The sequence below is a fragment of the Azospirillum sp. P4_B5 genome (assembly GCF_056402275.1).
Genome location: NZ_JBFUHT010000004.1, coordinates 35,995 through 50,356 on the forward strand (window position 1 = coordinate 35,995; position 14,362 = coordinate 50,356).

At 66.1% G+C, this 14,362-nt stretch carries 11 protein-coding genes; 6 read left to right on the forward strand and 5 right to left on the reverse strand.

What is annotated here, in order from left to right; all coding sequences use genetic code 11:
* Positions 1-92 precede the first annotated feature (92 nt).
* A complete protein-coding gene (locus tag AC1DVI_RS03890) occupies positions 93-491 on the forward strand; it encodes a hypothetical protein (protein ID WP_014197122.1) in 399 nt (132 codons plus the stop codon).
* 34 nt (positions 492-525) lie between these two features.
* Here AC1DVI_RS03890 and AC1DVI_RS03895 read toward each other — a convergent pair whose 3' ends face one another.
* From AC1DVI_RS03895 to rimI, 5 genes are all read right to left on the reverse strand, one after another.
* Complete coding sequence (locus AC1DVI_RS03895) at positions 526-2,010, reverse strand: alkaline phosphatase D family protein (RefSeq protein WP_476956824.1); 1,485 nt, start codon at positions 2,008-2,010, stop codon at positions 526-528.
* Positions 2,011-2,261: 251 nt separating this feature from the next.
* The gene (locus AC1DVI_RS03900) at positions 2,262-2,489 is read right to left on the reverse strand and encodes an anti-sigma factor family protein (RefSeq protein WP_246653896.1); all 228 of its coding nucleotides are present in this window, start codon (positions 2,487-2,489) and stop codon (positions 2,262-2,264) included.
* A 332-nt stretch (positions 2,490-2,821) separates the two neighbouring features.
* Entirely contained in the window at positions 2,822-3,259 is a 438-nt protein-coding gene (locus AC1DVI_RS03905; RefSeq protein WP_237906122.1) for a sigma-70 family RNA polymerase sigma factor, read from the reverse strand.
* Positions 3,260-3,781: 522 nt separating this feature from the next.
* Complete coding sequence (locus AC1DVI_RS03910) at positions 3,782-5,263, reverse strand: RimK family protein (protein ID WP_476956825.1); 1,482 nt, start codon at positions 5,261-5,263, stop codon at positions 3,782-3,784.
* Complete coding sequence (gene rimI / locus AC1DVI_RS03915) at positions 5,263-6,456, reverse strand: ribosomal protein S18-alanine N-acetyltransferase (protein ID WP_476956826.1); 1,194 nt, start codon at positions 6,454-6,456, stop codon at positions 5,263-5,265. Before rimI ends, AC1DVI_RS03910 begins: the two co-directional genes overlap by 1 nt.
* Before the next feature lie 288 nt (positions 6,457-6,744).
* Here rimI and AC1DVI_RS03920 point away from each other — a divergent pair, with 288 nt between their 5' ends.
* From AC1DVI_RS03920 to AC1DVI_RS03940, 5 genes are all read left to right on the forward strand, one after another.
* A complete protein-coding gene (locus AC1DVI_RS03920) occupies positions 6,745-9,243 on the forward strand; it encodes a glycogen/starch/alpha-glucan phosphorylase (RefSeq protein WP_476956827.1) in 2,499 nt (832 codons plus the stop codon).
* A 285-nt stretch (positions 9,244-9,528) separates the two neighbouring features.
* The gene (locus AC1DVI_RS03925; protein ID WP_145671931.1) at positions 9,529-10,542 is read left to right on the forward strand and encodes an aspartate-semialdehyde dehydrogenase; all 1,014 of its coding nucleotides are present in this window, start codon (positions 9,529-9,531) and stop codon (positions 10,540-10,542) included.
* Between the two features lie 127 nt (positions 10,543-10,669).
* Complete coding sequence (locus AC1DVI_RS03930) at positions 10,670-12,160, forward strand: peptide chain release factor 3 (RefSeq protein ID WP_476956828.1); 1,491 nt, start codon at positions 10,670-10,672, stop codon at positions 12,158-12,160.
* Positions 12,161-12,379: 219 nt separating this feature from the next.
* Entirely contained in the window at positions 12,380-13,957 is a 1,578-nt protein-coding gene (locus AC1DVI_RS03935) for a sensor histidine kinase (RefSeq protein WP_476956829.1), read from the forward strand.
* Positions 13,950-14,357 (forward strand): response regulator, encoded by a 408-nt coding sequence (locus AC1DVI_RS03940; RefSeq protein ID WP_476956830.1) that lies wholly within the window; start codon positions 13,950-13,952, stop codon positions 14,355-14,357. The genes AC1DVI_RS03935 and AC1DVI_RS03940 overlap by 8 nt, the downstream gene beginning before the upstream one ends.
* Positions 14,358-14,362 lie beyond the last annotated feature (5 nt).

Genomic DNA, 14,362 nt, shown 5'->3' on the forward strand with positions numbered 1-14,362 from the left:
CGGTCCGACTATGCTTCCTCGCACCGGCAAAATGCCCGGCGGTGTCCGCTGGTTCAACCACGCTTCGGCAACCCACATCGGAAGTGAGTGTCATGGACGGCCTGGAGCCCATCTCGCTCGATGACAACCAGACCCTGCAGGCCATCGGCATCCTGGCCGACGTTCTGGATGGGGTGGACGGCCCCGGCGGGCTGGACACGGTTCTGGTTTCCAAGGCGCTGCGGCAGGTGATCGCCACCAAGTCCCAGCCGGCCTTCGAATTCGCCACGCGCGCCTTCAACACGCTCGACGCCGACGTGCGCCGTCAGGTGGCGGAGACCGCCGATCAGGCGGCCCACGATTCGGTCGAGCTGCGCGCGCGTGTCGGAGGCTTCCTGGCGACCTCGGCCAAGGCGCCGGGAGCTGGCGGCCCGGCCACACCGGCGCAGGCCACCAGCTTCCTCAACGCGCTCAATCTGCGCAATCGCCGCCGGTCGCCGCAGTCGGAGTGAGCCGGCTTGGCTCCTCCGGCCCGATCACTCGGGTTCAGATCACCTGGGTGTAGCGGTTGGGTTGGCCTTCGGCCGACCAGCGGGCGTGGATCTGGCCCTTGCCGTCGAAGATCAGCGACAGCCAGTTGCGCTGCCGGATGATGCGCTTTCCCGATTCGGGAAATGCCGGCATTTCGAAGACATAGCCGTTGGGCAGGGTCTCCTTGCGACCGGCCAGCCATTCCAGGGCGAAGGCGGTGGCCTTGGCGGGCGGCGGGTGGACGACCCCCGACGCGATGAGCTGCCAGATCTCCACGCCGCCGCCGCGCAGCACGGCCCGCGCGCCCGCGTGGATCTCGCCCGACACGGAGGTGACCCGGCAGCCGGTGCGCCGCGAGAATTCCGCCAGAAGGAGGATCAGGCGCAACCACTCCTCGGCGTGGGCCGGGCTGCGCCATTGGTCGCGCAGATCGTCCTCAATCCCGACACGGACGGGCGACAGGCCGACCGCCCGCTCCATCACGCCGGTGTCGAGGTAGAGCAGCGGCACGCTGGACATCAGGATCAGGTGGCGGCAGCCCTTGAAGCGCTCCAGCCATTCCGGCAGGGCATCCCACACCCGGTCCGACAGGACGCGGCGAGGGGTGCGGTCGCAGCGCATGTCCAGCGCCAGAACGCCGACATCGCCGAGCCGGAACCCCTGGCTGAAGGAATCCAAGGGCGCCCCCCACACGCATTCCGGCTGGGCGCCCTCCATGGCGGCCAACTGGAACAGCGAGAAGTGGCGGCGGGCGGCCGTATAGACGCCGCGCCAGGCCGGGGACATCATCTCCTCGTCCGGGTGGGAGCCCCAGCCATCGAAGATGTCGTGGTCGTCCCACATCATCACCGACGGTATGCGTGCCGTCACCGCCGCGGTTTCCGGCTGGCCCCAGACCCGCAGGTAGAGGTCGAAGTAGAAGTCCTCGGCCTCCTCCGCCATCGCGGCGGTGAAGGGCTCGTCCAGGCGGGCGGCGTCCGTCCGCTTCCTCCAGGCGCTGAGCAGCGGCGGCTGGCGCCACACCGCGTCGGCGTAGAGCTGGTCGCCGCCTTGCAGCAGCAGGTGGAAGCGTTCGCTCTCGTGACGGCGGCGCAGATCACCCCACAAGGCGTTGCGCGGTGCGTTCAGCCCGGCGATCTTTTCCTCATCCTCCGCCCCGTTGCATGAGACGTAGGCGATCCGTGGCGACGAGGCGCGTCCCGGCACCGTCACCGCCCAGGTGTGTCCCGGCGATGCGCCATCGGTGAAGCCATAGGCGGCCTCGACATCGCGAGCGCCGCGTGGAATGGCGAAATCGAAGCGCCAGACGTGCCGGTTGCGCCATTGGGCGAGGTGGCGGGGCGGAACGGGCAGGGTCACGCCATCCACCCGCAGATCGTAGGGTTCGGCGTCGCCGTCCAGCACGAAGAGGGCGGACAGCCACCAGCGGTCGCCTTGCTCTCCCCGGAAGTAAAGGACGGGACCCAGAATGATGTTCGGTGCCGGCCTGCCGCGCGCCATGGACGCTGTTCTTCCTCTTCATTCCCGCCGGTCCGGGCGCCCATGGCCCAGCTTCCGTTTCCGCGGCTCCTGTTTATGGGAAAAGCCGCCGGTCTGTAAAAGGGGCAAGCGTTGATCCGAAGGGGGAAGCCGCATGGAAATGCGGGAGAACCCGCCACGCTGGTTGGAAAGCCAGGGTACGGACAAAAAAAGCGGGCGGCCGGGTCGTCCGGTCGCCCCTCATGTGACGATGGAACGCGGGAATCGGAGGGCTAGCTCTTGCGGCGCTGCCTCAGCAGTTCGAGCATGCGCGCCGGTACCGGCTCTTCCAGCACGGGATCGTAAAGGCGGTGAAGCTCCTCCACATGGCTTCTGTGGAAGGTCACCACGGCCTTCGCGTCGGCGTCGTCCTCTACGGACTGCTCGAACTCCTGACGCTCCTTGTCGTCCAAGGCACCGTCAAGATATGCGTTGATATGGTTCATCGTCACACGCTTCATATCTTTTGATCCCGGAACGTCTCCGGAGGCCATCCCCCCGAGACGGAAACGATCCGCGACGCAGAGTTCAATATAGTGCGGCGGGCACGGCGTCGGGAGTGGTGTCTTACCTCTTCTTATGGGGATGATGCCGATACCGCCAAATGGTTGGCAAAGCGTATCCGATCGTTCCCCGTGGATGCTCGGCCACTCCGCAGCAGCCATACTCGTTTCGCACGCGGGATGTAACAGCCGCTCCCATCGGTTGTTCCGGTGCCGGATTGTCCGGACGCTATGGAAGAATCAACCTGTTGTACGGCTGCCATACCCCACGGCGCATTCCCCGCCACGCCTTAGGCAGCCATCAGGTTGTTCAGACGCTCGCGGGCGCGGCACAGACGGGACCGGATGGTGCCGATGGAGACGTTCAGCTTCTCCGCAGCCTCCTGGTAGGGGCGGCCTTCGATGGCCACCAGCTTCACGACCTTGCGCTGGCTGGGGGTGAGCGCCCCGAAGGCGCGGTCCACGTCGCGGAAGACCAGCCGGGCGATCTGCGAGGCCTCGACCGACATGGCGCCGTCCCACAGTTCGACCTTGGTGACGTGCTTTTCACGCTGGAGGTTGTTGAAATGCAGATTCTTCAGCATCGTGGTCAGCCAAGCCTGCATGTTGGTGCCGGGCTCGAAACGATGCTGGCGGGACAGAGCGCGGGCAAGACAGTCCTGGGTGAGATCCTCGGCGGCGCTGACGTCACGCGTCAACTTGCAGGCATAACGCTGCAGGTTCGGCATGCAACGGATCAGTTCGGATTCGAAACAATACGCCATTGTTGCTCTTCCTCCAGCTTCTCTTCATTCGGCGGGGCTGCCGGTCCGTGGTGACGGCGCCCCCGTCCCGAGATTTCAGTTCCCGGGATTCCGACTCCCGAGGCTTCGGTGGGAGACGATCCCTTTTTCGACGCGCCCTTTTTCGACGCGTGGTCCCTTCCGGCGCCGGTCCTGTGGCCGTGCCGGTTCTGCGATTCGTGTCGGTGATTTAGAATGCGGTGGTGCTGCCTAGCAGTGTCCGGGTGTCGGTCCGGCGCAGCACAATGAGAAGTTCGTCGTCATCAACGGTCTCCCGCTCTCCAGCCTGGGCAACTCCAAAGCGTTGATGCGCTTCGGTGTTGCTCCCGTTCGTGGTGACGTTGATTTCATAACGCGGGGGGAAGGGGCTTGTTCCCCGGCGGCCACAGCCGAAAACATCTTAGGAGGAGAAGTGTTTGGAATCCGGGGGTCGCCCAAACGGATGGCGGAACTGCCCAAAAGGGAGAATTAGGTTCCAGAGCCGGGCTTGCGCGGCCGCGATTCCAGGCGGCGCAGGAATTCGCCCATGATGAGGCGGTACAGGCCCTCCTTCAGCTTCGCGTCCTCGACGCCGAGGTCGATGCTGGGGTTGTCGTTGATCTCGATGACGAAGACGCCGCGCTCGTTCTGCTTCACGTCGACGCCGTAGAGGCCGTCCCCGATCAGTCCCGCCGCCTTCACGGCGGTCTCGATGACCTCGCGCGGCGCCTCGTCGACGGCCAGCGTGCGGGAGGAGCCCTGTTCGGCCCGGCCGTTGCCGCCGTGCTTGACGATCTGCCAGTGCTTCTTCGCCATCAGATATTGGCAGACATAGATCGGCTGCCGGTTCAGCACGCCGACGCGCCAGTCGAACTCCGTGTACATGAACTCCTGGGCCAGGATCACGTCGGACTGCTCGAACAGGCTTTCGGCCGTCGCCTCCAGTTCGCTGCGGGTCTGCACCTTGAAGACACCGCGCGAGAAGGAGCCGTCCGGAATTTTGAGGACGATGGGGTAGGGGATCTCCTGGTCCAGCGTCGCCAGCCCGCGCTTGTCGAAGATCACCGTCTTCGGCGCCGGGATGCGGTTGGCGCGCAGCAGCTCGGCCAGATAGACCTTGTTGGTGCATTTCAGGATTGAGTTCGGATCGTCGATTACCGGCATGCCTTCTGTCGCCGCCTTCTTGGCGAAGCGATAGGTGTGGTGGTCGAGATTGGTCGTCTCGCGGATGAACAGCGCGTCGAACTCGGCGAGGCGGGCGTAGTCCTTCTTCTCGATCACCTCGACCGCGATGCCCAGGCTTTCCCCGGCTTTGACGAATTTCTGGAGCGCGCGCGGGCTGGAGGGAGGAAGCTCCTCCTTCGGGTTGTGCAGGATGGCCAGCGTGTAGCGCGGCGGCGCCTTGGCCGCCGGCTCCCGCCAGGAGGTGCGGGTGTAGGCGTCGAGCGCCGCCTGGAACAGCGGCTCCTGGTCGGGCCGCAGCTCGGCCAGCGACAGCGGTTCCAGGGCGTGGATGGTCCAGCCCTCCTTCAGCCGCACCTGAACCTTCAGCAGCGGACAGCGGAACAGGTCGAAGACCGTCCTGGCGATCTCCTGGAACCGGGCGTCGTCGGCGTGTCCGAAAAAGAGCATGAGATTGAAGGAGGCTTCCGGCGGGTGGTCCATCCGCTTGATGGCCTTGCGCAGCGCCTCCTCCACCTCGGCCAGCTGGGCGCGGTAGAAGGTCTTCTGCGACAGGTCCAGGATGGTCCGGACGGAGGGGATCACCCGCTCGCCGCGCGCCTCCGCCAGCAGCGAGACGTAGTAGCCGGTGCCCAGATAGCGGTAGCTGCGCGACAGGTTCAGCACCCGCGCGCCGCGCGGCGCCTGCTCCGGGTGGGCGATGTAGTCGCGGGCGCTGATCACCGGCAGCCCGCCCTTCGCCCATTTCACGTCCGCCCGGCGGTCGACGACCAGGAGATGCGCGGGCATCAGTGGGCGGACCCATCGGCGGCCCGATCAGAAGACTGGGGGCGGAGGAGCAGGGCGGCCTTCAACTGGGCCTTGCCGTAGCGGGCCATGCGCTCGAAGTCGGCTTTCGGGATCGGCATGTTCATCCGGTCGATGTGAGCGTGGTGACGGTCATACACAAGCGGATCATGAACATAGAGAAAGCGGTCGTCGGCACCGGTCACGACGACCCAGTGCGGAAATTTTTCGTGATAGATCCGGTAGGAACTGATGAGCACGATGGGGATGGCCCCGCCCGCCACCGCGTCGGCCATGTCCTGGGCGGTCAGGGTGTTGTGGCGGACGGTGGCGCCGCTGCCCTCCAACTCGTCGAGGAAGTCCTCGTGCACGATGCGCATGACTTCCTTCTTCTCGTCGCTGCGCACGCTGTCCAGGAAGGGGGTGGCGTTGTCCTTGATGTGGATGTCCACCGCAAAGCCGCGCCGCGCCGCCGCCAGCGCCAGCCCGAAGGGGCCGCAGCCGCCATGGCCGGAGGTCATGAAGACGGTCGTCGATTCCCGCCACAGGCGGATCTCCAGCTTCCGCCCCAGTTCAATCTCCGCCGGCTTCAGCGCCTTCATCGCCATCATCAGGGCCGACGGGCCGCAGGTGAAGTCCAGCGTCTGCTGGTAGTAGGGGACCAGTGGGCCGCCCAGCGGAGCGCTGGGGCCGCTGTGGCCGAGGCGCTTCTCCAGCCGCAGCGCCTCCATATGGTCTTCGTAATAGTCGGTGTAGACGCCGAACTCGCGGTAGCCGGCCTTCTTGTAGAGATCAATGGCCGCAGCGTTGTCGCGCCGCACCTCCAGCCGCAGGTAGATGCAGTCCCGCGAGCGGGCCGCCTGCTCCGCCGCGGCGAGAAGGCGCTTGGCGACGCCCTGGCCGCGGTGGCCGGGGTCGACGGCGAAGGAGTAGAGCCGGGCGAGCGAGGTGCCGGAGTGGAAGGACACCAGGGCGTAGCCGACGACCGTGCCGCTGTGGACCTCCACAAGGCCAGTGGCCTTGGCTTTCGTCAGCAAATATTGAAAACTACGTCGGGTCAGGCGGTCGGTGGCGAAGCACCGCTCCTCGATGGCCAGCAGCGCGGGGATGTCCGCCGGCTGGGCCTGACGGAGCAGGATGGTGGCGTCGCCCGGCAGCTCCTGGCGGGAGTCCGCAGATTCGGTATTGTCGAGCATCGGGAGGTTCAAAGAGGCTGACACGGACGCCATCTTACTCCCTCCAGCGGGGCTTCGCAGCGAATACCGGTATGGGCGCGCTGCGGGGGTGGCCTTCGTTTTGACACAGCGCGTCTGGCACAAGGGCAAGCCCCGGCTGTTGCTCTGGACGAACGGCCTAGCCGTTTCGACTGGTTGGCCGCGGCGACTTAAACGTTGCTTAACCAAGGACCCCGGAAACTGCCGCCGATGGAAGACCGGCTAAGAAACCGCCGCTCCAGTTGGCCCTCGAAAGAAGAAAGTCAAGACATGGACGCTCGGTATAAGTCCCGCGAGATCGAACGCCGCAGTCTGGATGTCGACGGGCTGAAGCGCTCGTTTCTGGAGTGGCTGGTTTATTCCGTCGGCAAGGACGCGCGGGCGGCGACCCGGCGCGACTGGTTCCACACCGTGGCGCTGGCCGTGCGCGACCGGCTCGTGGACCGCTGGATGGACACGACGCGGACCTATTACCAGCAGGACGCCAAGCGCGTTTACTACCTCTCGCTGGAGTTCCTGATCGGCCGCCTGCTGACCAACAGCCTCGCCAACCTCGGCATCACCGACCAGTGCCGTCAGGCGCTCGACCGCATCGGCCTGAATCTCGACGACGTGGTGGAGGCGGAGCCGGACGCCGCGCTCGGCAACGGTGGCCTCGGCCGTCTGGCCGCCTGCTTCCTCGACAGCATGGCGTCGGAAGCGCTGCCCGGCTACGGCTACGGCATCCGTTACGAGTTCGGTCTGTTCGAGCAGCGCTTCGAGCATGGCTGGCAGGTCGAGTATCCGGAGCAGTGGCTGCAGTTCGGCAACCCGTGGGAGTTCCCGCGTCCGGAGGTGTTGTACCCCGTCCAGTTCTACGGCCGCGTCGAGGAGTTCCGGGATTCGGTGGGCGAGCGCGCCTACCGCTGGGTGGACGCCGAGCGCGTGCTGGCCATGGCCTACGATACGCCGGTGGTCGGCTACGGCGGGGACACGATCAACACGCTGCGCCTGTGGTCGGCCCGCGCCACGCGCGACTTCAACTTCGGCCACTTCAACGACGGCGCCTACATGAAAGCGGTCGAGCAGAAGGTGCTGACCGAGAATCTGAGCCGCGTCCTCTACCCGAACGACGCGACGGAGGGCGGCAAGGAACTGCGGCTGAAGCAGGAGTATTTCTTCACCTCCGCTTCGCTCCAGGACATCCTGCGCCGCTATCTGCAGCACCATTCCAACTTCGACAGCCTTCCGGACAAGGCGGCCATCCAGCTCAACGACACGCACCCGGCCATCGGCATCGCCGAACTGATGCGGCTGCTGGTGGACCAGCACGGCGTGCTCTGGGACAAGGCGTGGGACATCACCCGCGCGACCTTCTCCTACACCAACCACACGTTGCTTCCGGAAGCGCTGGAGGCGTGGCCGGTGCGCATGATGGAGCGCGTGCTGCCGCGCCACATGCAGATCATCTATGAGATCAACGCCAAGTTCCTCAACCGCTCCAAGGCGCGGGCGGCGGGCGACAACGCGCGGCTGTCCCGCCTGTCGCTGATCGACGAGCGCGGTGACCGCCGGGTGCGCATGGGCAATCTGGCCTTCCTCGGCTCGCACAAGGTCAACGGCGTGTCGGCCCTGCACACCGAGCTGATGAAGCAGACCGTCTTCGCCGACTTCCACGCGGAGTTCCCGGAGCGCATCAACAACAAGACCAACGGCATCACGCCGCGCCGCTGGCTGCATCAGGCGAACCAGCCGCTGGCCGCGCTGATCACCAGCCGCATCGGCAACGGCTGGATCAAGGACCTCAGCCAGATCAAGGCGCTGGCCGAGAAGGCCGACGATCTGGTCTTCCGCGAGGAGTTCCGCCGCGCGAAGCGCAAGAACAAGAAGCGGCTGGCCGCCTACATCGCGCGCCAGACCGGGGTGGACGTGCAGGTCGACAGCCTGTTCGACGTGCAGGTCAAGCGCATGCACGAATACAAGCGCCAGCTCCTGAACATCCTCCAGGCGATCGCGCTGTACAACGAGATGCGCGACAACCCGACCGTCTCCTGGGTGCCGGTGACCAAGATCTTCGCCGGCAAGGCGGCGCCGAGCTATCACATGGCGAAGCTCATCATCAAGCTCATCAACGATGTGGCGAAGGTGGTGAACCATGACCCGTCGGTGCACGACAACCTGAAGATCGTGCTGCTGCCGAACTACAACGTGACGGCGGCGGAGATCATCATGCCGGCGGCCGACCTGTCGGAGCAGATCTCCACCGCGGGCATGGAGGCGTCGGGCACCGGCAACATGAAGCTGGCCCTGAACGGCGCGCTGACCATCGGCACGCTGGACGGCGCCAACGTCGAGATCCGCGAGCATGTGGGCGACGACAACATCTTCATCTTCGGCCTGACCGCCGAGGAGGTGAACGACCTGCGGGCCAGCGGCGGTTTCAACCCGCGCGACGTCATCGCCTCCAACCCCAGCCTGAAGCGGGCGCTGGACATGATCTCCACCGGCGTCTTCTCGCCGGACGATCCCCACCGCTACCATCCGATCCTCCAGGCGCTGACCGACGGCGGCGACCATTTCCTGGTGACCGCGGATTTCTCCGACTATTGCCAGGCGCAGCAGGCGGCCATGGACCTCTACCGCGACCAGGAGGAATGGACGCGCAAGGCCATCCTGAACACAGCCAACATGGGCTGGTTCTCCTCCGACCGCACCATCATGGAATATGCGACGGAGATCTGGGACGTGCATCCCGTGAAGCCGGAGCATCCTGCCGAAACCGAGGGCTGACGCACCACCGTCCGGCCCCGGACAAAAATTGTGTTGCGAAGGCGCGGGCGCTTTACAAGCCCCGCGCCTTTCGTTTATCTACCGGGTTATGAATCGCTCGCTCGCCATCACCACCACCACTACCAAAACGACCCGCTCCGGCGGGCCGTCGGATGGTGGCGTGCGTTGATCGAGTAAGACGCTTCACCCACCACGAAGGCCCCGCCGGACACGGACGGGGCCTTGGTGCATCTGGGGCCGCCGTCCACGCTCGATCCGGGCAAGACCAAAGGACGGACCACACCCATGAGCACCTCTTCTCCTTCTCCCCGCCGCGTCGCCATCGTCGGTGCCACGGGCGCCGTCGGCCGCGAGATGGTCGATGTTCTTCACCGCCGTTCGTTCCCGGTCGCGGAACTCGGGCTGTTCGCGTCGGAGCGCAGCGCCGGCCGGACCGTCGAGACCCCGTTCGGCGAGAAGACCCTCGTGGCGTTCGACGTCGAGAAGGTGAAGGGTTACGACATCGTCCTGCTCGCCGTGTCCGGTGATTTCGCCAAGGAGCACGCGCCGGCCATCGCCGCGGGCGGGGCGCTGGTGATCGACAACTCCTCGGCCTTCCGCTACGACGACAACGTCCCGCTGATCGTGCCGGAAATCAACGCCCACGCCATGGGCGACGCCAAGCTCGTCGCCAACCCGAACTGCACGACCGCTATCGCCGTCGTGGCGCTCGGGCCCCTGCACAAGGCCTTCGGCCTGAAGCGCGTCATCGTCTCCACCTATCAGGCGACCAGCGGCGCCGGTGCCGAGGGCATGGCCGAGCTTGAGGAGCAGACCCGCAACCAGCTCGACGGCAAGCCGGTCGTCAACAGCGTGTTCCGCCACCCGATCCCCTTCAACCTGATCCCCCAGATCGACGCCTTCCAGGAGAACGGCTACACGAAGGAAGAGATGAAGGTGACTTGGGAGACCCGGAAGATCCTGGAGATCCCGGACCTGCCGGTCAGTTGCACCGCGGTGCGCATCCCGACCTACCGCGCCCATTCCGAGGCGATCACGGTCGAGACGCTGTCGCCGGTCACCCCGGACGCCGCCCGCGCCGTTCTGGCCGATGCGCCGGGCGTGGTGGTGAAGGACGTGCCGGCGGACGGCGTCTACCCGATGCCGCTGAACGCCACCGGCCAGTTCGACGTCGAGGTTGGCCGCATCCGCACCAGCCTGATCTTCGGCGACCACGGCCTGGACCTGTTCGTCTGCGGCGACCAGCTTCTGAAGGGCGCCGCGCTGAACGCCGTGCAGATCGCCGAGCTGAGCCTGTAAGGTACACCGGATTCCTTCATCCTTCCTTCCTTTCGGTGGGAGGGATGAAGGCTGGAATGGGGCGGTCTTCGCTGCTATCTATACGTCCGAACGAAGAGGGCCGTGGGGCGTTCCGCCTCCCGGCCAGATGGCCGGCGCCGTCAAGGCCCGCGGCGAGCAGCGCCGCGCCAAGTCGGACTGGATGAAGGTGGAGCGCGAGCGCGGCATCTCGGTGACCGCCTCCGTCATGACCTTCGATTACGAGGGCCGCACCTTCAACCTGCTGGACACGCCGGGCCACGAGGACTTCTCGGAGGACACCTACCGGACGCTGACCGCGGTGGACAGCGCCGTCATGGTGATCGACGGCGCGAAGGGCATCGAAAGCCAGACCCTGAAGCTGTTCGAGGTCTGCCGCCTGCGCGACGTGCCGATCATCACCTTCTGCAACAAGATGGACCGCGAGGCGCGCGATCCCTTCGACCTCATTTCCGAAATCGAAAGCTCGCTGGCGCTGGAGGTCACCCCGGCGAGCTGGCCGATCGGCATGGGCCGCGACTTCCTGGGCTGCTACGACCTGATCCGCGACCGCCTGATCCTGATGGATCGCACCAAGGGCGACGAGATTGACGACGGCATCGAGTGCAACGGCCTCGACGACCCGCGCCTCGACGAGCTGCTGCCGGACCACGCGGTGGCGAAGCTGCGCGAGGAGGTGGAAATGGCCCGCGGGCTGATGCCGCCCTTCGACCTGGAAGCCTACCGCGCCGGTCACCTGACGCCGATTTATTTCGGCTCCGCGATCAACAACTTCGGCGTGCGCGAGCTTCTCCAGGGTCTCGCCGAGAACGCCCCGCCGCCGCGCCCGCAGCCGGCGGAACAGCGCTCCGTTCAGCCCGACGAGGGCAAGTTCAGCGGCTTCGTGTTCAAGGTCCAGGCCAACATGGACCCCAACCACCGCGACCGCATCGCCTTCGTGCGCATCTGCTCGGGCAAGTTCAAGCGCGGCGCCAAGCTGAAGCATGTCCGGTCGGGCAAGCTGATGGCGGTGAACAACGCCGTGCTGTTCCTGGCCCGCGACCGCGAACTGGCGGAAGAGGCGTGGCCGGGCGACATCATGGGCATCCCCAACCACGGGTCCTTGCGCATCGGCGACACGCTGACCGAGGGCGAGGACCTGCGCTTCACCGGCGTGCCGAGCTTCGCGCCGGAACTGCTGCAGCGCGTCCGGCTGGAAGACCCGATGCGCGTGAAGCACTTGCGCAAGGCGCTGGAGCATTTCGCGGAGGAGGGTGCCTCCCAGGTGTTCAAGCCGCTGACCGGGGCGGATTGGGTGGTCGGTGTGGTCGGCCAGCTGCAGTTCGAGGTTCTGGCCGCCCGCATCGAGGCGGAATACGGCCTCGCCGCCCGCTTCGAGGGGGCGGGGGTGGACGCCGCCCGCTGGATCGAGACGGACGACGAGGACCAGCTCAAGAAATTCCTCGACCTCAACCGCTCGGCGGCGGCGGAAGACCATGACGGGGCGCTGGTGTTCCTGGCCCGCAACGCTTGGCACCTGAACCGCACGCAGGAAGATTTCCCGGCCCTGCGCTTTCTGAAGACCCGCGAGCAAAACCGCAAGGTGCACACCGCCGCGTAACGTTCATCCAAAGCCATGCGGAGCGCGCTGACCATTCGCTGGTATCGCGTTCCGCGTGTTGCTCCTCCTGTCTGATTCGAGTAGCGTTTGCTGACGCAGCCATCGCGGCATGGTGCTACAAGGCGTTGTGCTTTAAAGTTTTGTGGCGAGATCAGAGAAACGGCGGCGTTTCCGGACCCGGCTGGACCGCGGACGGTGACCGAATAAAAGAGGGGCGGCATGTTCGGTGGCGTGGAAGCCTTCTTCGACACCAGCGCGTACTTGCCTCACGGCGTGTGCCTGTTCTGGCGTCCGGAAATCCTGACCCTGCACATCGTGTCCGATGTGTTGACCGGCCTCTCCTATTATTCGATCCCGGTGGCGCTGCTTTACTTCGTCGTGAAGCGCCGCGACGTGGCCTTCACCTGGATCGTCTGGCTGTTCGCCGCCTTCATCCTGGCCTGCGGCACGACGCATTTCTTCAGTTTGTGGACCTTGTGGTATCCCGACTATGCCGTGGAGGGCATCGTCAAGGCGCTGACCGCAATGGTGTCGGTGCTGACCGCCGTCGCCTTGTGGGTGCAGATGCCCAAGGCCCTCGCTCTGCCCAGTGCCACCCAGCTCGCCGACGCCAACGGAGCCCTTCAGCGCGAGATCGAGATCCGGCGTCAGGCCGAACTGCGCTACGCCAGCTTCTTCAACAATCTGGCGGAGGGGCTGTTCGTCGTCACGGTTCTGCCTGACGGAGACTTCGCCTACGACACGCTGAACCCCGCCCACGCGCGGGCGACGGGCATCGACCCGGAAACCATCCGCGGCCGGCTGGTCCGCGACGCCGTTCCCCCGGAAACCGCCGCGGCGGTGATCGAACGCTACAGCGCCTGCGTCGCCGCGGGCGAACCGGTCGATTATGAGGAGACGCTGGAGCTTCCCGTCGGGCGGCGCACCTGGCACACCGTGCTGGTGCCGGTGCGCGGCGAGGATGGGCGGGTGGTCCAGATCCTGGGCAGCGCCCGCGACATCACCGACCGCAAGAGGCTTCAGGAGGAGCTGGTCCAGGCCTCCAAGCTGGCCACCCTGGGCACTCTCGCCGCCGGCATGGCCCATGAGATGAGCCAGCCCCTGAACATCATCCGGATCTGGGCCGAGAACGCCCTGTCCCGCCTGCGCGACGGCGACACCGATACCGCGCGCCTGGACAAGGTGCTGACCATCATGTCGGAACAGGCGGAGCGCATGGGCCGCATCATCGACCATATGCGCACCTTCAGCCGCCGCGACGGCGCGACCCAGCGCTTCGAACCCGCGGCCTGCCTCCGCTCCGCCGTCGAACTGGTGTCCAACCAGTTCGCCCTGGAAAACATCGAGGTCGTGAGCGACGTCCCGGCCATCGACTGCGTCACGCGCGGGCGTCCCCTGCAGTTGGAGCAGGTGTTGGTCAACCTGCTGTCCAACGCGCGCGACGCCATCCTGGAATGGCGCGCCGACCCCGACGGGTCGCCGGCCGCCGGGCGGATCACGGTGGGCATGCGCTGCGACATGACCGCCGGGCGGGCTGTCATCACCATCACCGACGACGGCGGCGGCATCGATCCGGACATCCTGCCCCGCATCTTCGACCCCTTCTTCACGACCAAGGAGGTCGGGAAGGGGTCCGGACTCGGCCTGTCCATCGGCTATGGCATCATCGATTCCATGGGCGGGCGGATCGACGCGGCGAACGTGACCCACGACGACGGGAGCCGTGGCGTCCGTTTCACCATCATTGTGCCGGTGTCCCATCCCTCCGTTCAGGACGTGGAGCGCGCTCATGCCTGACCCTGTCACCGTTCCGTTGCATGTCCTGGTGGCCGAGGACGAGGCCCTCGCCGCCATGGCGCTGGAGGATTTCCTGTCCCGCAAGGGATTCCGGGTGACCCTGGCCCAGGATGGGCAGGAGGGGCTGGAGCGCTACAGCGCCGATCCCGCCGATCTCGTCATCACCGATCTGCGCATGCCGCGGATGGACGGCCGCGCCCTGATCCGCGAACTGCGGGTCAGGGCCTCCGGACTGCCGATCCTGGTGATGACGGGCTTCCTGTCGATGGAGGCTGGCGAGGATGACCTGACGTCCGACCGTTGGCAGCCGCTGGTGGTGCTGCGCAAGCCGGTCAGCCCTCAGGTCATCCTCGACACGCTCACCAGCCTCGCCGAAGCGGCGAATCTGCGGCCCGCATGATCGCC